This window comes from Methyloglobulus sp., assembly GCF_964779595.1.
Genome location: NZ_CBAROL010000027.1, coordinates 1 through 16,909, shown reverse-complemented (window position 1 = coordinate 16,909; position 16,909 = coordinate 1). Strand labels below are relative to the sequence as shown.

Here is a 16,909-nt window from a genome sequence, read left to right as displayed (position 1 = left end):
GCTTAAGTTTATAATTGACCTACATTTTAGTCGATTTAGCGATTTAGTGTTATACGCAAGACCGTATTAACAGCAGCTTGATTGCACCAGAACACCGCTTGGGTAGTGGCTGTTCTGATAAAACAAAACACGGTACATAGCGTCATATAATATACAGTAATAATAACCATGAATACCCTAATCATGGACAGAACCATTACACGAGGCCACACTATGAAACGAAACCCCCTGCTTTTTCTTATTATCTTATGTTTAGCACTGACTGCTTGCGGTAAAGCCCAGTCAGTTAACGGACATACCACAAGAACTGCTTATCGCTCCATCAAGATAATCAAAGAAAAACTGCCGCCCGATAACAGAATTGAGTTTGAAGTCTCGTTCTGGACGATACGTGATTCTAAAAAGTCCGACGATGAGTTCCTAGATACCGTTGACGGCAAAGATCCTTGGGAAATTATTGATATGGCGAAAGAAGTTTATCAACAACGCAAAGCTAGCGGATTTAAAGGTTACGAGAAATACAATAGCTGGGAACAAATGATTGCCCAGTTTGATAAGGAAAGAATCGATCAGGAAAAAAAACCCGGTAGCACAAAAAGGGAAGATACTAAGAAAAATGGCACAATCCTATACGATATGAGATCACCTGATAAGTAAGGTTTTCTGGTTGGATAATAATGAAACAAACTGGCTGGCTTCCAAAATAGTCAGCTCCATTGCATGGATTAATTGGGAAATATCAATGCCTATCTCAATAAATTCGTGTTGCAAGGCGGAAATGGCACGGGCATTAAGGTTGTGCTTAAGATACAGCACCTGATCTTTAAACGATAATAGCACTGGCTGAATGCGAGTTTCAGCCAAACGCATGGTCTTAATCAGCCGAACGTAGTTCTGTTTCGCTTCTTTAAGCTGCTGTTTGCTGTTGTTACGCAAGGTACGATTAGAATATTCATTCAACTCACTTTCCCATTCCGCAAACAAAGCGTGGCTGACTTCCTCAATTGCCCGTATCCGGTCGCTGACAGAATCGGATTTTGCTCGGCAAAATTGATATTGCCGGTTTAGTAGATTGTATTTTTGCTCTAAAGTCGATTCATTGATGTTGACTAACGACCTAAATTTCCCCAGTGCATCTTCAAATTCATTGCGAGTTTCTTGCAGGCTGGTACACGCCTGTTCCACTTGATATACCACAATATCGCGCTTGTGTTCGCCGATGGATTCCCGTGCGCTATAGTAAAAATTCCTGAACAGTTTGGAGAAAATCTTACGGAAAAACCAGAAAGTAGTCTTTTTTAGCCCTTTTGAAGGTATTTTTACTGAACTAGGATATGAATTCTTCTGCATTAACGATATTTAGTTTGAATAACGTTTGTTGGGTAAATTTATGGAACGAAGCATCGACAATCTGCTGCTGCATTAGTTTCAGCACATCAAAATCAGGGTTAATATTAACAGATTTGACCACGATAAGCTCATCAGCACCCAGTGTTTTAGCCAACCATGCTGACAAGCTGTCTGAGGTAATATCCCAGGATGACGGAATTCCCGCACTATCAAGTTCCGTAACATCAGGCGACCAAATAAAAACTCCTTGCTGATTGATTTGGTTGCTTATTTGGTTTACTGAAGCGGCGATCATAAAATGCGGTTTTAGTGCCTTGAACAACAAAGCCATTTGCTGCATGGCATGGATTGCCATAAGGTGTGCGGTTCTGTCATCAAATTGCCATTGCTTCTGGACTTGCCTAACTTGGTCAGCAAACACACCACCGCCAGGCACAATGACCACTGCCCTGCGCTGGTAATCTTTGTCAATCTTGTCCAGACACTGCTGCAACTTGCCTGATGTTGCCAAGCTGCCTCCCAGCTTGATAACAATCATTCAACCCGTAACTTATTCAACAACTTCAACAACGCCGCCGCTTTATCAAAGCACTCCTGATATTCTTCTTCGACATCGGAATCGTTGACAATCCCGCCACCCGCCCAAAATCGTATAGATCCATTGGAATGTACCAAGGTACGAATAGCAATATTGCTGTCCATATTGCCATCGAACCCCATGTAACCGATAGCACCGCAATAGACACCGCGTCGATTAAGTTCCAGCTCTTCAATCACTTCCATTGCGCGTATTTTTGGTGCACCAGTGATCGAACCGCCCGGAAAACAGCTTTTCAACAAATCCAGCGCATGTTGACCGTCAGCCAAAATACCGGTCACAGTGCTGACCAGATGATGCACAGTGGTATAACTTTCCACCGCAAATAAAGCCGGAACTTTTACCGAACCTGTTTTGCAAGTTTTGCTCAAGTCGTTACGCAGCAAATCGACAATCATCAAGTTCTCCGCCCGGTCTTTAGGGCTGTATCGGAGTTGGTCGATTTGCAGCCAGTCGGATGCCGGATAAGCTTTTCTAGGTCGTGTACCCTTAATGGGCTTGGTTTCAACACGACCATTTTCGAGTTTTAAGAACCGCTCTGGCGATGAACTTAAGATTTGCACTTCAGGAAAATTCAAGAATGCACTGAACGGCGCGGCATTCATTTCCCGTAACTGTTGGTAAGCCGACCAGGGATACCCTTCACAACCAGCGACAAAACGCTGACTTAGGTTGACCTGATAACAATCGCCTTCTTTGAGGTAATGTTTGATCTTATCGAACGCGCGGCTGTAACTGACCTTATCCATGTTAGATTTGACCTCGCTAGTGACCTTGAATTGTTTGGTTTGATCTTTAGTTGGTAACGTACTAAATAAGCTGATAAGTGACTGCCAATGATCTTCATTACAGCCTTGTCCGACCAAAAAGCTTTGACGTTGATGATGATCGACCACCACTGCCCAGTTATAAATGCCAACCGCCATTTCAGGAATATGTTCGGCATCGTCTGCAATGACAGGTAACTTTTCCAGCCGACGCGCCAAATCATAAGAAAAATAACCGATAGCCCCACCATTAAAAGGGAAATCTTTAAAACCTTCAAATGGATTTGCGACTAATTCTGCCTTTACCAGATCGAACGGATCATCACTGGAATCTATCAACGCACCGTTTCGGTTGATCTGGGTGATTTCGCCCTGCGTGACCAAAGTAGTGACAGGCTCTGCGGCGATAATGTCGTATCGACCCTGATCACTGTACGGATAACCGCTATCGAGAAATACCGCCCAAGGCTGGTCTGCAATAGCAGAAAATAAGACTGCACTATCAGCAAAATAAGGTAGGGGGGAGATTAATTGCTTGCTTGACACTGTTTAGATTGTGGCTGATACGGAAAGGTAATTCGACAATTCGGACATATCTATGATGACACAAGCAGAGGGTGTTGATGCAATAAGATTTAGAGCAAATAAGCAACTAGCCACACCATCCCAAACTACATTTTCCCCCTAAACATAAAATACACAGCCGATAACAAACACAAACCCGCCCATAAATAATCCAGTTTTAACGGTTCACGTAGGTAAAAAACTGAAAACGGCACAAAAACAGACAAAGTAATCACCTCCTGCATCACTTTCAATTGGCCTACACTCAGCACTGTATAACCAATACGATTAGCGGGAACTTGTAACAGGTATTCAAATAAGGCGATGCCCCAACTGACTAACGCGGCAATTACCCAAGGCTTGCTGTGCAGTTCTTTTAAGTGCGCGTACCAAGCAAATGTCATGAATACGTTGCTGCATAGTAACAGGGAAATGCTGATTAATATGGGGTTTCTCATCGATAGCTTGCTAAAAGTCCGACAATGTTTTCGGCGGAATCGCCGCCCTAAACGCATTTAAAATGGCAATCACATCAATCACTTCCTGCGTAATCGCACCAGCGACAGGCGACAAATAGCCCAATCCGGCAAAACCCATCCCGACGAGGCTTAAGGCCATACCGCCTATTGCGCTTTGTAGGGCGATTTTACGCATCCGTTCGCCGATATGAAACAGCTCATCAACTTTTATCAGTGAGCTGTCCATGATGACCGCATCGGCGGATTCTCCGGTGATGTCACTGTTCTGCCCGAAGGCGATACCAATGGTTGCGGCGGTCAGCGCAGGTGCATCGTTAATGCCGTCGCCTAGGTAGACGGTTTTTGCAGCTTTGGTTTCGGTGCGGACAATTTCCAACTTTTGCTCAGGGCTTTGGCTAAAAAATACATGCTTGATGCCGACTTCCTCTGCCAGATAGCGCACTTCCGATTCCCTGTCGCCCGAAACGATCATTACCTTTCCGAAGGCATGGTTAGGCTTCAAATGGTTAATAAACGATGAACTATCCGTACGGACTTCATCCCTGAATTGCAACAGCGCGGCATAATCACCGTCAATCAACACGACACATTCCAAACCACCGCTGACGGGCGGCAATAAGCTGGCAACATCGGGCTGGTGTTCCAGTATTTTTTTGCGACTGGTCACTTGAACTTTTTTCCCGTCCACATCACCAATTACACCTTCGCCCGCCAACTCCTTGATATTACTTACGGCCAGCACAGGCAAACCGGCTTTTTCCGCCGCTTTGACTATAGATGTTGATAGCGGATGCCTTGAATAGCGTTCCAGACTGCCGATTAAGGTCAGCACGACTTCTTCATTATGTCCGCTACTAGGAATCAACTTAGTCAATGACGGACGACCGTATGTAAGCGTGCCGGTTTTATCGAAAATCGCCGTCGTACACTGACCGATGGTTTCCAGGATGGCGGGGTTTTTGATGATAATTTCGCGCTTCGCCGCCAAGGAGATAGAACTGATAATCACGACTGGGATGCCTATCAATAAAGGGCAAGGGGTGGCAATTACCAGCACCGCCAAAAACCGGACGACATCCCCGTAATACCACCAACTGGCAATGGCAATTAGCAAGGCCAACGGCGTGTATAACGCGCCAAGCTGATCGCCAAGCCTTCTTAATTGCGGACGATGCTGTTCAGAAGCACGCATGACTTCGGTAATTTTGGCATAGCGCGAATCGATGACCAGCTTGTCGGCACGGATGGTCAAAGCCGAATCGCCGTTGATTGCACCCGACATCACTTGCGAACCGCTGGTTTTTTCCATCAGATAAGGCTCACCGGTCAGATAGGATTCATCCATCGAACCTACACCCTCCAGCACCGTGCCATCAACAGGGCAAAGCTCATGCGGGAGTACTAATAAAGTATCGCCAATATTGACTTGCTCGGTAGGAATATCCAAAACGCTCTCATCAGCTTGCCTATGGGCGATGGACGGCATCCGTTTAGCCAATGCTTCCAATACCGATGAAGCCTTTCTTACGGCGTAAGTTTCCAGCACCACGCCACTGGCAAGCATTAATATAACTAAACTACCAGCCAGATTTTCGCCCAGCAACACGGAAGTGACAATGGATATGCCAGCGAGCAGGTCAGCACCAAAATCTCCTAGCAGGAATTTCTTGATAATCTGAAAAACCAGGGGAATACCTCCCAGAATAAGGACAAGGTACAAGGGTGATTGCACCAAGGAAACCGGAAAACTAAGCTGTCCTTGATAGAGATTGGCAACCGCAGAAGTCAACACAGCATTGAGCGATACCGTATAGATTTCGTCTTCTATCTTTAAGCCATAGCGCAAAACCAGGTACACGCAAATACCCAGCAAACTAAATACAAGGATAAATTTTTCAGTACTTGTTTGCGTGGTTTGGGACATGATTGTTAAATTCAGCGTATTTTTTGACTAGGTTGATAGCTTTGTTCCGCTTTTAAGGTGGGAATTGTACCTGTGCCTAGGTGTTTGCTATAGCGGGGGTTGTTGATTCTCGGTAGGGCAACTCTTGTAGTTGCCCTAGACACCCTGTGGATATTTGAATTCAGTAGGATTCAACCGATAGGCAGACACAAGACCTGCCCTTACGGTATCTATGTTCCATGATAATAGCCACCGGAAGAACCTTGTCCAGCCGGAGCAGGATTAGCATCGGGGAACACATCCTTTTGATTAGGTGCAGGTGCAGCTTCTTGTGGCTCCATCATGGGAACGCGCTCATAAACTGCAACGGGTTCACCGTCCAAATCCTTCAACGCCTGATTCAAAGCTTTTTGGTCGAATTCCGGCATTTCTTCTTTCGTCGCCTTCTGAATAAGCCTTAAAGCCACCGCATAGCGATCAGCTTGGCTCATTTCTTCGCCTTCCAGATCAGGATGCGCTTCTACATACAACACATTATCCAGCCAACCTACTTTAATCGGTTGTTTAACCATGTAGACGGCGGTCCCTACTGGCACGACATCATATAAGGTTTCAACATCTTCTGGGTACATCCGTACACAGCCGTGGGTGATTTGCATACCGATACCATAAATTTTATCGACATCTGTACCATGAATACGGTATTCACCCGGCAGGTTAAGGTATAACGCACGCGTTCCTAAAGGATTATGCGGACCTGGCGGTACTATAACTGGCAGAGGATCACCATTTGCGGCATGTTCGCGCCTGATGGATTCAGGTGGATGCCAAGCAGGATCTTTGACTTTTCGGATAACTGAGGTTTTACCTAACGGTGTTTTCCAGTCTTGCCGACCTATCCCGTGTGCAAACGACATCACTTCGCCGCCTCGTCCAGGTGGGTAATAATACATACGGAATTCAGAAATATTCAGGGTAATGCCGTTATGCGGGGTATCTGGCAACACACGGCGATTAGGCAGGCGCACAACTTGACCTTTCTTAATCAACCATCTATCTATCTTGGGATTAAGTTTGATGATTTCTGTTTGCCCTAAGGTGTAACGTAAAGCCATATCTAGCAGTGTCTCATCTGCCACTACCGTTGCCGTGGCATCCCCGCTTGGGAATTGCTCAAGAACGGTATCACCTGGTGTTCCAGGCAATTGATAGGTGGTTGCACTGGCATAAGCACTGCTAAAAATCAGTGCGACCGAAACAATCAAACGCCCAAGAGTTTTACTTAAGTTCGTGTTCTGAGGAAATGTGTATAAGCGAGTCATAATTAAATGGTGATGTTAATAATCTGCGTTACCCTTTGATAATCATCAGGTTCTTTCTTTCAATATCGGCTATATCTTAACATGGTTCTATGCTGCAATATACACCATGATTAAGCATGGCTTAAATTTGTGAGCAAGGTCTTAATTTCACCCTTTTTTTGGCTGTGCGGGTAATAAATGGCATAAATCTGGCGACTAATCTCTGGATTACACAGGTAGCGACTTTGCACATCGCCAGCGTTTAATGGCAAAGTGTACTCAGGCATCAGCGCCACCCCCATACCAGTACGCACTAGGTTAACAATCCAGTCTTCGCTGTTGCTACGGTAGGCGGCGTAGAGGTTGATTTCCTCGTCCTGGCAAATAACCCGTAGTTTGTCCCTTAATTCACAGTTTAATCGATCCAGATAAGGTTCTGACTGGATTTCTTTCAGGTCAATTTTCGCCAGTTGATTAAAACGGTGCTTACTGTTGAAAGCAACCACATAGCGTTCAGTATAGAGCAGCATCGATTGATACGGCGATGCCAGCAATTGCGCGGGGGTGCTAATCACCAAATCCAGCAAATCTGACTCTAGTTGTTGCAATAATTCTGCTTCGCTTTCAACAATCAATTCAAATTCAATATTGGGGAATTCCTGCTGATAATGGGCAAAAATTGGGCTTAACCGTTGTGCGCCTATGGTTGACATCAAGCCAATCCTCAATGGAATATTATTCAGCTGAGTAAAGCGAAACGACAAGTTCGGATATTGTCTGTGCGTTACCGTACATAAGCACACGGCAACTATTAGAAGGACGGTAGCCAGTATTTTCATTCCGAACTTAGCAGTAGACAAAAAAACCCCGCTGTTAAGCGGGTTTTTTGTTTAAGACTATCTAAAAAAAAGCATTCTAGTGTAACGTCCCCAACAAACATTAAGTTATGATAAAATTGGTGTTCATGAGAACACCAATGAAAATTACGCTGACTGAAGCGTGACCGGACAATACTGGAGCGGTAGGTGAAGAGCCGAACCGTTGGGGATAAACGAAGGCTACGCGCAAGAATGGTACTGATGACCGCCGACGACTTGTCAACGAAGGCCATTATAGCAACGTTGGACATAAGCAACCCGACCTTGAACAAGTGGCGAAACCGCTATCTTGAAAGCGGTGTTGAAGGACTCAAGAAAGGCAAGACCCGCCCGTCCCGGATACCTCCTTTATCAACTGAGGAAGTCCTGGCCTTGACGCTGATCGGCAAACCGGTTGCCGCCACGCACTGGAGCTGCCGGACAATGGCGGAGCAAGTGGGCATTTCGCGGATGGCGGTGCATGGCATCTGGCGGGAACACCCGCTGAAACCCCATCAAGTGAAAGGCTTCAAGGTGTCGAACGACCCGCTGTTCGCCGAAAAGCTGCGCGATGTCGTGGGTCTGTACCTGACCCGCCGGAGAAGGCCATCGTGTTTTCGGTCGACGAAAAAAGCCAAATCCAGGCGCTGAACCGTAGCCAGCCCGGACTGCCGATGAAGCCCGGGAAATGCGGGACGATGCCCACGATTACAAGCGCCACGGCACCACCACCTTGTTTGCCGCACTCGACGTGCAGACGAGGGCGGTGATTGGTCAGTGCCAGCCCAGGCATCGCCATTTATGCCCTTTGGGTACGACGAGTTCCTCAAGTTCCTAAAGACACTTGACCGGCGGATCGACAAGACCTTGGCATTGCATTTGATCGTCGACAACTATGCGACCCACAAGCATGCCAAGGTAAAGGACTGGCTGGCTCGGCATCCAAGGTTCCACCTGCACTTCACGCCGACCTCGGCCTCTTGGGTCAACCTGGTCGAGCGATTCTTCCGAGACATCACGGTAGAGCGCATCCGGCGCGGGGCGTTCCACAGCGTCGACGACCTCAAAACGGCGATCCAGGAGTACCTCGACCACCGCAACAGCGACCCTAAACCTTACCATTGGACAGCCAAGCCAGAGACGCTCTTGGCTAAAGTAGGCAAAGCTAAAGATATGTTAAGGACGTTATACTAGCTGTTTTAGCAAATAGCCAAACTATCCTACAACATGTAGACGACAGAAAAACCGATTTGCTCGCCCGTCATTCAAGATTCGACTATGTTGAAGGCAGTTATTACAGGGCAATTCCTTTTGATTATTCGAGCAAGCCTAAAAATTCTGTGGTTAGTCATGTATAAATGCTAACAATACATTGCATGGCTATAGTTCATAGCCGATTAATTCATAACCAATTTGTCAACAGGTTGCAGGTTACATAGCCGGAGGTACGACAATGCATAAACGGTGTTGAGTACGATTGGATTCAAACTGGATAATTCGTTTTACAACATCTTCGCCGCTGCTATCGCCCACTGGACCTGAAGTTATATGCCCACTTGCTTCGCTTACCAAATGGACGTAGCTCATGTGAGTACCCCCTGCTAGCGTCGAATTGATTAATAACTCAGTTTCATCTTTCAGTACAACCTTACTAGGAGCAACGCTACCTGGATTACAAGCACCGAAAAAAATCAAACCGTCTGCTGGTAAAAGCGATTTCAGGGAGGTTGTGAAAAGAAAAAATCGTTCAGGAGATAACGTAACAGATTTCTTGATGTCGAACAGCGATTTTCTACAAATAAGCTCGCAAAGATGCTGTTGGTATTCACGTTGTTGGGGTTGCCATGAAGAAAGTTTTTCTGTCGAACAATAACGTTGATAACAACTATTATCCAGCGGCTGGATTTGTTTTTCATAACCCGTAAGCTGCTGCCAAATAGCATCGAATTCCATCAAAGCCAAGTCCTGCCAGTGCGAGGCCATATAATCACTAAATAAGCGGTTCTTTTCTGTATCGTAAGTAAGGGACAGCTCATTGTTTAGCCCTGGCTGTGCCTCGGAAAGCAGAAGTAATTTGCCTGTGCTACCCGTGATCTTATGGTCTTGCATATACACGGCTTTCTTAAGCACTGGCCCGTCATAACCGCCATGACTGATAAAAATAATCCGGTCGAAAGAAGCCTCTTGCTGCACTAACTGCTCGACTTGCCGGTAATAATCTGTCCACTGCCAAACATCTCGGAGTTGGCTAACGGTCGCATGAAACCGGTTACGGTAAAAAGCGGCTAAGTCTCGGGCAGGTTTTTCAGGCCACCTTGGGTTCTCATTGATATCCTCTTCCCCTTTCAACAAGGGTACAAGAAGCACATGCCTTGGTGGCTGCTGTAACCTTAAATCGCTCAATTTCACAGAATATGGCAAGCACGGCTTGACTGATTGTTCTTCGCTGTGAGCGTTGGTTGCATAAACTCCCATTAGGAATATAGAAGCTAAAATCCGAAATCCTTTGATAATCATAAAAGTACAACTCCATCAATAAAGTGAATTTATTAGCTTTTCAACCCTGCGAAATTAATAGCGAAGACCACCTGAACGACAAGACCTTGCAACATACTTCCTGCATGTTGTCCTGTAGCTTTGTAGCCAAAAATATTCATAACAACTATCGACTTATCTGTAAGTGATACCTCTTGGTTTCATAATCGAAAACTTACACCGCGTACTGATAATGTTGTTTCAGGATTTATCCTTAATAGCGTTATGTCTGAGTTTGAGCCATTTTTTATACTTAAATAAACTCCAAATAGAACTTCTAAATTTAGAGCCAATAAATAAAACTTGCCCCAATCATAAGGAATTATTAAGGATATGTCTGTTCGTTAGCGTACACAATTTTGTCCTAAACAAACGGCAACAAAACCTGAATAGAAGAATTCTTCAAAGATGAATGATTTGAACGCAACTTACAAAAAGGGCCTTCCCAAATTAAAGCTGCAAGTTAACATCGGGAACAGATTCCCAGCACAGACATATTAAGGGAAAAATTGTGGAAATGGATTAGAAGCACCTGGGTGTGCAATTTAGGATAATTTTGACCACTGCACACCACCCTAAATCTTTTCATTGGACGGAAAAACTAGAGGCTATCTTGGCTAAGGTAGACAACGCTGAAGATGTGTTAAGGACTTACACTAGTTTGAATTTTTTGCGCCAAAAACAGACTTGCCCGCTTTGGCTGAGATACGTTGGTATTTGGCGTAAGCGATGCCGGCAGAACTACGTAATTCCGCTTCACTCGCCTGGTTTGCAAAACCTCGTGCAATCGCTTCCAACACATAGGCTTCTGGTGCCATAAAGCTATAGGTGGTTACGACCGGTTTGGAACCTGCAGCAAGCAAATGCGCTGAGAAATACTCCTCACTCATGCAAGCCAGGACAACCGCTTGTTTATCATGCCTGGCGTGTTTTGGAAAGCGTTCAATGATGGGTTGGTTTTGGATGTCCATCAATCCATCATGACCAATGAAAACCACCATTTCACGCTTTGTAGCATTCGGTGGAGAAGCTGCTTGTTGCATAAAGTCAAGCATCGCCTGGTCAATCCGGTTGCCTCGATAAGCATCGGCGGTAACCGTGAGATCGTCCTTCCAGGCAAATTGACAACGTTCTAAAATAGTATCGTTAATATCTTTTTCACACCCCAACTTCCGCCAGCCGTTCGCTTTGCTCAAAAAGGTTTTCACGCCATAAGCCGCGCCCCAATAGAGATTGCTGCTCGGATTATTACCATCACCAATTTTCGCAGGAACAGGCTCGATGCCTTGTGATACGTTGTCCACGAGGGACACAATTACATAAATATGCGTGTTTGGCATAGCTACGACACAGGGCGGTAGCACCACGCAAAATAGCACACTGAATAAAAAAATTGAGCGCAGGGTAATCATGTGTAGAACCATCGTCAGATGGCAATCAAATTTCATCTGAATAGGTTTTGTTTCAGTATCATAAGATTGGCCTCAAACGATTCCGGTAAGGTGCTAGTCTACGAATGGTAGTTTATTAACACACAAGACACAATATGTTTGCGTAAAAGGGATCTCTAAAAACCCCCTCTACCTCTAAGAGAGAGCTAGGTAATTGTTGTAAATACTTGATTTTAAAATACTAATACTAACTTTCCCCCAGGGAGAAGGAGCTTTTTGAATTTTTAGAGATACCCTTAAGATGTTTGTTACGACCAGAGAGATAATTAGATACCATTCCTGATACTCTATGGATAAATCGAGGGTTGAAAAAAGCGGATGAAATCACTGGTTTCAGGACATTATCGTAATGGTACAGTTTGACTGAGGGTATACCCCGACAACGCCAATATTAAAAGGGGACAATGTTCCCTTTTAATAAGTAAAACCGTGGTTCGCTAGTGTTGCTAGAGCCGATTGTCTATCGGGTTTCCTTTATCAGCCTGGTACTCTGAAGCCCCACGAGATAGAGTAACGCCGTTACGAAAAGGTACAGTGCAGAGGCAAGGAAAGATGGGGCAAAGAGATGCTGTTTCTCACGGTAGTACTCCAAAAAAGGTTGTAGCTGTTTTAGCTAAACAAAAAAAAGAGGACAGATACTTTCGGTTCTCTTTTAAAATGCTTTTACTATGAACAAAATTAAGCAGTTAAAGCTTTAAAAACCTTTCTGCGAGTTGAAACGCCCATCAAGCCAGCAAGAGCAGATCCGAACAGCCAGATGGCCGCAGGAATGGGGGTTGTGACAACTGTTTGTTGAACCTCAATGCCTTGCAACTGGTATGCTTGTCCTCTTAGGGTAGATAGTCCAACTAAATGAAAAATATGGTGATTGTCGGTACTTGAAGTGCCTCCGAACCAACGTTTCTTCAGCGTATCAAATGACATATCAACATTATCTAAAATAATGGTCGTTATAAGAATGTTTTCATCTCTTAACTCATTCATATAGAAATCCATTTTTTCATCCACCCCAGATAAGAAGCTCCATTTGTGACTAAAACCACCGGCGAATACCCCAAAGCCATAGTTAGCAGAGATTACCTCATCTTCAATCAAGGTTGTGGTAGTTTGATCTTCGGGGGAATCTGGGACTAAATCCCAGTTCCATACACTTGCAGCAGAAGCAACACCTGAAAACCCCTTCATTAGCCAAACTGCTAAAACAGTGCTTATTTTTTTCATAGCAAAACTCCAAGATTAAAAATTACTAAGATTAAATAAAGTAATTAATTCACAACCCAGCTATCTTCATTCCAATCACCAAAAAGACCATTAGTTTTCCGTCCCTGCCTACAACAGGTATGGCTTTTATCGTCTTTGAACCGTGCGTTCATCACGCAAACTCACAAACTCTATATATTAATCAGCGGTATTGTTACTTTAGCTGATGCCACCTAGAGTAAATGCGTTGTTTTCGCATATCTCTAGCAGCCAGGTCGCAAATAGCTCGACCTGCAAAATAGATAACCAGCGTAGAAGTGTGAACGGTTCTTTAGCAAGGACTGTCCGTGCAGTCATGCAGAAATTAATTTATGTGTTCTTTGGGATACTGAAAACCCGACAACCTTATCAGCCTAATTATCGCTTCAGCTTCATTTTTAAGAGGGAATACCGACAATGCCAATATTAATAAAAGGGGGCGATTGCACCCCTTTTAATATGCTTTTACCTTGAAAATATTAAGCGGTTAAAGCTTTTGCACCCGTTTTGCGAGTTGAAATTCCCAACAAACCCGCAAGCGCCGAACCAAACAGCCAGATGGCCGCAGGGATGGGTGCTTCAATAGCAGGAACCAGATACCCTTGACCCTGGGCATCCACCGTACCGCTCAGTTGCAGAATATGGTTTAGGCTCACGAGGCTGGAACCAAACCAACGGCTGTTGAGATCATCCCATTCCATAGCAACCCCATCAAGCATGATGCTGGAAATAAAAATATGCTCATCAAACAACTCAATCATATGGGCAACGGAATGGAGGGGAATAGTCCCTAAAGAAGAATAGTTCCATGTATGCGTAAATGCACCCGTAAAGCTACCAAACTCATAAGCGGCCGAAATCCTCGTATTGGGCGAGGTTGTTAATGCACCGTCGGGTACAGAATCCCAATTTAAGCTTGCCGCCGTGACACCACTCGCAAATCCCATCATTAGCAACAAAGCCAAAACAACACTAATTTTTTTTCATAACACGCTCCAAAAATAAAAAAATACTAAGGTTAAATAAAATAACTAATTCGCAACCCGGCTATCTTCATCTAACCTCTCTAAAGACCCTTAGCTTTCCGTCCCTGCCTTACGATAGGTTTGGCTTTTATCGTCCTTGAACCGTGCCAACCCTGAGGTCAATCACGCATACCACAAACGCTATTGATAATTAGCTGTAGCTGCTTTAGCTGATAATTTTTAGTGTGTTGTGAGTTCTACTCATCCCGTACAGAACGGACTGCTAACATCCAGCCTGCAAATAGAGTAGGCATTGAGTGGTGTACACCCATTGCCATAAGGCTTAGTCTTCACCTTGAGTTGCTATCACTGTCAGATGTTCCGGGAGCCGCCGTCAGTGGCTGGGTTCGCGGGTTAGTCGTTTGACTCGACGTACTTGGTTGTTGGAAAGTGTTAATAATCCAGGCTAGTGGCAAAGCGGTATATAAAGTTTGGATTGAGGTTACGAGACTCAGCGCAGTTTTCAGCGGCGATGTCTCGACAGCATGTGGCTTATCTGTAGTGTCACGTATTTTGGAAGGTTTGCGCTTGGTGATTTCACCAATAAGAAAGCCAACACCCCCAGCTAACAGAAAGGTTGACGGGGCAAGCATTTGTTGTTGCATCTTCTGTACCAGCGCAGTTGTGTCAATACCGATCTTCCGTTTACGATTCAGCACTTGCTGCTCGGCATCCTTGATTTGGGCTGACAAGGATGTGGGATTAATTCGGCTTCTAGTATAAATAGCCATCATGGCTTCTCCGTATCCCGATGCCCTGGGGACATGGGTTGAAGGCTATGCAGGGTCGCCGGAAATTGCAGATAACGGCTCTTGCGGTGTATCACACGGCAGAAGACCAGCGCGAGCAGCAAATTCAGAACGACGGCAAACAGTATGGCACTCCTTACCATAACGCCATTCTCGACCAACCCCAATACGGTAGCGGCTAGAAGACCCATCCACGCACCGCACAGCAGACCAGCAACCAGCACTCCCGCCATGACCATGTTCACCAGGCTTACACCCGCTTGCTGTGCTTCCAGCGCAGCGAGTTGGAAGCGGTCATGGCTTAGTCCACGCACTTCACCCCATAAAGCACGGGCATCATCCAGCAAGCTTGATCCATTCGCTGGATCGCCGTGCATTGGAGTTTGCCCAGATAACTCAGTCTTAATGGTGTTTGGGTTCATGGTGTTATGGTCTAACGACCACTAGCCAAGCGGCTTAGCAGAAAGCCGGTCGCTACCGCGATACCCAGTGAGGTTACGGGATTGCTGCGGACGTAACGCTGGCAATTCTTCATCAAACGCTGTTCGGCATTTAACAATTGCTCGCTTTTATCGCTAATAGCCTCTTTTGCACTAGTGAATTTATCACCGGCTTCATGTGCGAAATCAGATACTTTATCTGCAATTTCCATGATGGATTCTCCTGTTAGTTAATTAAGCCGCATGTCACTTGCGGCGTTTGGATTCTATGTTCTTGCTCTATTTGAGACGCATGTCATTCTTGACTATTCTTACGCCGTTGACAGCACGAGTAACTTCAATTGCTTTACTAATATCGGCACGGGAATTCACAAAGCCGCTCAATTGAACTTCACCTTTGAAGGTTTCAACATTAATTTCGGCGGAGCTTAAAGTGGGTTCATGCAAAATGGCCGCCTTGACTTTGGTGGTGATGACGGTGTCGTCAAAGTACTCTCCAGTTCCTGCATTCTTTTGCGTCGATGCGCAACCTGCGGCAATCAATAAGGTTAGAACCATAAAAAACGCCGAAATAAATCTAATAAACTGTTTCATGAGTAAAACTCCGATAATGTACAAAAAATAAAATAAGGGCTTTCATAACTAAATCCCAGTTAGGTGCTTATATCAGTAGGTAAATAAAGGTGACCAAATATGGATAAGCAATATCCACCGAGACCTAAGTGCCGCGTAGAAACCAGGGTTTTCTAAAACCTTGGAGATACTTTAGCCAAAATGCTATAGGCTGGTCTGTGCGGTATCACACATATAGGCAGGATGATTGCAAAGGCGAAATTGCCTTTGGCGATGATGCCGACCCAGAAATCGTTGCAGAATATACTGAGCTGTTTATCAACATGGTGAGCCTATGAAAGTCGCTCAAATTGATAAGCTCTACTCAAAACTTACGCCGCACGAGCAAGCGGCACTGGCGTTTGAGGCCATTGCCAGTAACGACGATGGCGCGAGAGAAATGATTGTCGGCAGTGTCGAACACAAAGACTACCGATGTACCCATTGGGATTTTATTTTAGGTCGCGTTTATCTGGCTTGACGACCCTAGCCAGCTATTACGCACTGATCTACTGGAAATCCCGTACCTATATGGAGGTGGCAAACAGCAAGTACAACGAGCGCGGCGACGAAGCCGACCGACTCGACACGCTCACCAAAAGCACATGGCATGGGATTATTGATTCTTTGCGTTCAGAGATTTATGACATTGAAGCTGTCGTTAACGCCTTCCATGAAGCACAAAAGCAAGCCTGATCCTGTGGGATAGGCCGACCGCCAATTCAAGCCGCTAACCATGCGGCTTTTTTGTGTCTTGTGAAAGCCTGTTTTTGACGGGGATTTACCCCAACTGCCTATTATGTGCTTATTAATTGCTACAGCATAAAGCTATATTTTTATAAGTCATTGAAATTATGGAGCCAATGATGGGAGTCGAACCCACGACCTACTGATTACGAATCAGTTGCTCTACCAACTGAGCTACATCGGCTTAATATTTTAAAAACTTGGAAACACCCAGAAACATAATTTGGGATTTCATGCGTTATCCAAATAAACTTTGGATTGAAATACCTGAAATCTTTTGTACAAATACATT

General features: G+C 45.0%; 18 protein-coding genes, 1 tRNA gene, 1 pseudogene and 2 riboswitches. Of the genes and pseudogenes, 4 read left to right on the top strand and 16 right to left on the bottom strand.

Annotated features, from left to right (window positions below):
- The first annotated feature begins 213 nt into the window (after positions 1-213).
- Complete coding sequence (locus AC1YY3_RS09730; protein ID WP_481823739.1) at positions 214-657, top strand: hypothetical protein; 444 nt, start codon at positions 214-216, stop codon at positions 655-657.
- Here AC1YY3_RS09730 and AC1YY3_RS09725 read toward each other — a convergent pair.
- The 7 genes from AC1YY3_RS09725 to AC1YY3_RS09695 form a co-directional block, all read right to left on the bottom strand.
- A complete protein-coding gene (locus AC1YY3_RS09725) occupies positions 643-1,350 on the bottom strand; it encodes a DUF2959 domain-containing protein (RefSeq protein WP_481823740.1) in 708 nt (235 codons plus the stop codon). The two genes, AC1YY3_RS09730 and AC1YY3_RS09725, sit on opposite strands and share 15 nt — an antisense overlap.
- Positions 1,328-1,888: an amino acid kinase family protein gene (locus tag AC1YY3_RS09720; RefSeq protein ID WP_481823741.1), complete on the bottom strand. Its 561-nt coding sequence runs from the start codon at positions 1,886-1,888 to the stop codon at positions 1,328-1,330. The genes AC1YY3_RS09725 and AC1YY3_RS09720 overlap by 23 nt, the downstream gene beginning before the upstream one ends.
- Positions 1,885-3,261 carry an aminodeoxychorismate synthase component I gene (gene pabB / locus AC1YY3_RS09715; protein ID WP_481823742.1) on the bottom strand — a complete coding sequence of 459 codons (1,377 nt, stop codon included), beginning with the start codon at positions 3,259-3,261 and terminating at the stop codon, positions 1,885-1,887. Before pabB ends, AC1YY3_RS09720 begins: the two co-directional genes overlap by 4 nt.
- A gap of 125 nt (positions 3,262-3,386) precedes the next feature.
- Entirely contained in the window at positions 3,387-3,737 is a 351-nt protein-coding gene (locus AC1YY3_RS09710) for a DMT family protein (protein WP_481823743.1), read from the bottom strand.
- A 10-nt stretch (positions 3,738-3,747) separates the two neighbouring features.
- Positions 3,748-5,682, bottom strand: a complete 1,935-nt coding sequence (locus tag AC1YY3_RS09705; RefSeq protein ID WP_481823744.1) for a heavy metal translocating P-type ATPase — start codon at positions 5,680-5,682, stop codon at positions 3,748-3,750.
- Positions 5,683-5,891: 209 nt separating this feature from the next.
- Entirely contained in the window at positions 5,892-6,983 is a 1,092-nt protein-coding gene (locus AC1YY3_RS09700) for a L,D-transpeptidase family protein (RefSeq protein ID WP_481823745.1), read from the bottom strand.
- A gap of 110 nt (positions 6,984-7,093) precedes the next feature.
- Positions 7,094-7,801, bottom strand: a complete 708-nt coding sequence (locus AC1YY3_RS09695; RefSeq protein WP_481823746.1) for a LysR family transcriptional regulator substrate-binding protein — start codon at positions 7,799-7,801, stop codon at positions 7,094-7,096.
- 186 nt (positions 7,802-7,987) lie between these two features.
- Between AC1YY3_RS09695 and AC1YY3_RS09690 the strand changes: the two are divergent.
- Positions 7,988-9,013 (top strand): annotated as a pseudogene (locus AC1YY3_RS09690) (IS630 family transposase).
- A 237-nt stretch (positions 9,014-9,250) separates the two neighbouring features.
- Here the strand turns inward: AC1YY3_RS09690 and AC1YY3_RS09685 are convergent.
- The 8 genes from AC1YY3_RS09685 to AC1YY3_RS09650 all read right to left on the bottom strand — a co-directional run bounded on the left by AC1YY3_RS09685 (position 9,251) and on the right by AC1YY3_RS09650 (position 15,852).
- A complete protein-coding gene (locus AC1YY3_RS09685) occupies positions 9,251-10,168 on the bottom strand; it encodes a hypothetical protein (RefSeq protein ID WP_481823747.1) in 918 nt (305 codons plus the stop codon).
- Positions 10,169-11,010: 842 nt separating this feature from the next.
- The gene (locus AC1YY3_RS09680) at positions 11,011-11,802 is read right to left on the bottom strand and encodes a hypothetical protein (protein WP_481823748.1); all 792 of its coding nucleotides are present in this window, start codon (positions 11,800-11,802) and stop codon (positions 11,011-11,013) included.
- 681 nt (positions 11,803-12,483) lie between these two features.
- On the bottom strand, positions 12,484-13,026 hold the full coding sequence (locus AC1YY3_RS09675) for a VPLPA-CTERM sorting domain-containing protein (RefSeq protein WP_481823749.1): 543 nt from the start codon (positions 13,024-13,026) through the stop codon (positions 12,484-12,486).
- 47 nt (positions 13,027-13,073) lie between these two features.
- Positions 13,074-13,160, bottom strand: a riboswitch (cyclic di-GMP riboswitch).
- Between the two features lie 363 nt (positions 13,161-13,523).
- The gene (locus AC1YY3_RS09670) at positions 13,524-13,994 is read right to left on the bottom strand and encodes a hypothetical protein (protein ID WP_481823750.1); all 471 of its coding nucleotides are present in this window, start codon (positions 13,992-13,994) and stop codon (positions 13,524-13,526) included.
- A gap of 84 nt (positions 13,995-14,078) precedes the next feature.
- Positions 14,079-14,165, bottom strand: a riboswitch (cyclic di-GMP riboswitch).
- A gap of 194 nt (positions 14,166-14,359) precedes the next feature.
- Positions 14,360-14,803 (bottom strand): hypothetical protein, encoded by a 444-nt coding sequence (locus tag AC1YY3_RS09665; protein ID WP_482194449.1) that lies wholly within the window; start codon positions 14,801-14,803, stop codon positions 14,360-14,362.
- Positions 14,800-15,240, bottom strand: coding sequence for a phage holin family protein (locus AC1YY3_RS09660; protein ID WP_481823752.1), 441 nt, complete (start codon positions 15,238-15,240; stop codon positions 14,800-14,802). The genes AC1YY3_RS09665 and AC1YY3_RS09660 overlap by 4 nt, the downstream gene beginning before the upstream one ends.
- Positions 15,241-15,251: 11 nt before the next feature.
- On the bottom strand, positions 15,252-15,470 hold the full coding sequence (locus AC1YY3_RS09655) for a DUF883 domain-containing protein (RefSeq protein WP_481823753.1): 219 nt from the start codon (positions 15,468-15,470) through the stop codon (positions 15,252-15,254).
- 67 nt (positions 15,471-15,537) lie between these two features.
- Positions 15,538-15,852: a BON domain-containing protein gene (locus tag AC1YY3_RS09650; protein ID WP_481823754.1), complete on the bottom strand. Its 315-nt coding sequence runs from the start codon at positions 15,850-15,852 to the stop codon at positions 15,538-15,540.
- A 313-nt stretch (positions 15,853-16,165) separates the two neighbouring features.
- Between AC1YY3_RS09650 and AC1YY3_RS09645 the strand changes: the two genes are divergently transcribed.
- Positions 16,166-16,351: a hypothetical protein gene (locus tag AC1YY3_RS09645; RefSeq protein WP_481823755.1), complete on the top strand. Its 186-nt coding sequence runs from the start codon at positions 16,166-16,168 to the stop codon at positions 16,349-16,351.
- Positions 16,348-16,566 (top strand): hypothetical protein, encoded by a 219-nt coding sequence (locus AC1YY3_RS09640; protein ID WP_481823756.1) that lies wholly within the window; start codon positions 16,348-16,350, stop codon positions 16,564-16,566. Before AC1YY3_RS09645 ends, AC1YY3_RS09640 begins: the two co-directional genes overlap by 4 nt.
- Positions 16,567-16,725: 159 nt before the next feature.
- Here AC1YY3_RS09640 and AC1YY3_RS09635 read toward each other — a convergent pair.
- Positions 16,726-16,801, bottom strand: a tRNA-Thr gene (locus tag AC1YY3_RS09635).
- Positions 16,802-16,909: the final 108 nt, after the last annotated feature.

Coding starts and splice junctions, on each gene's coding strand:
- AC1YY3_RS09730 (WP_481823739.1), top strand. CDS start 214: ATGAAACGAAACCCCCTGCTTTTTCTTATTATCTTATGTTTAGCACTG.
- AC1YY3_RS09725 (WP_481823740.1), bottom strand. CDS start 1,350: ATGCAGAAGAATTCATATCCTAGTTCAGTAAAAATACCTTCAAAAGGG.
- AC1YY3_RS09720 (WP_481823741.1), bottom strand. CDS start 1,888: ATGATTGTTATCAAGCTGGGAGGCAGCTTGGCAACATCAGGCAAGTTG.
- AC1YY3_RS09710 (WP_481823743.1), bottom strand. CDS start 3,737: ATGAGAAACCCCATATTAATCAGCATTTCCCTGTTACTATGCAGCAAC.
- AC1YY3_RS09705 (WP_481823744.1), bottom strand. CDS start 5,682: ATGTCCCAAACCACGCAAACAAGTACTGAAAAATTTATCCTTGTATTT.
- AC1YY3_RS09700 (WP_481823745.1), bottom strand. CDS start 6,983: ATGACTCGCTTATACACATTTCCTCAGAACACGAACTTAAGTAAAACT.
- AC1YY3_RS09695 (WP_481823746.1), bottom strand. CDS start 7,801: ATGAAAATACTGGCTACCGTCCTTCTAATAGTTGCCGTGTGCTTATGT.
- AC1YY3_RS09680 (WP_481823748.1), bottom strand. CDS start 11,802: ATGAAATTTGATTGCCATCTGACGATGGTTCTACACATGATTACCCTG.
- AC1YY3_RS09675 (WP_481823749.1), bottom strand. CDS start 13,026: ATGAAAAAAATAAGCACTGTTTTAGCAGTTTGGCTAATGAAGGGGTTT.
- AC1YY3_RS09670 (WP_481823750.1), bottom strand. CDS start 13,994: ATGATGGGATTTGCGAGTGGTGTCACGGCGGCAAGCTTAAATTGGGAT.
- AC1YY3_RS09665 (WP_482194449.1), bottom strand. CDS start 14,803: ATGATGGCTATTTATACTAGAAGCCGAATTAATCCCACATCCTTGTCA.
- AC1YY3_RS09660 (WP_481823752.1), bottom strand. CDS start 15,240: ATGAACCCAAACACCATTAAGACTGAGTTATCTGGGCAAACTCCAATG.
- AC1YY3_RS09655 (WP_481823753.1), bottom strand. CDS start 15,470: ATGGAAATTGCAGATAAAGTATCTGATTTCGCACATGAAGCCGGTGAT.
- AC1YY3_RS09650 (WP_481823754.1), bottom strand. CDS start 15,852: ATGAAACAGTTTATTAGATTTATTTCGGCGTTTTTTATGGTTCTAACC.
- AC1YY3_RS09645 (WP_481823755.1), top strand. CDS start 16,166: ATGAAAGTCGCTCAAATTGATAAGCTCTACTCAAAACTTACGCCGCAC.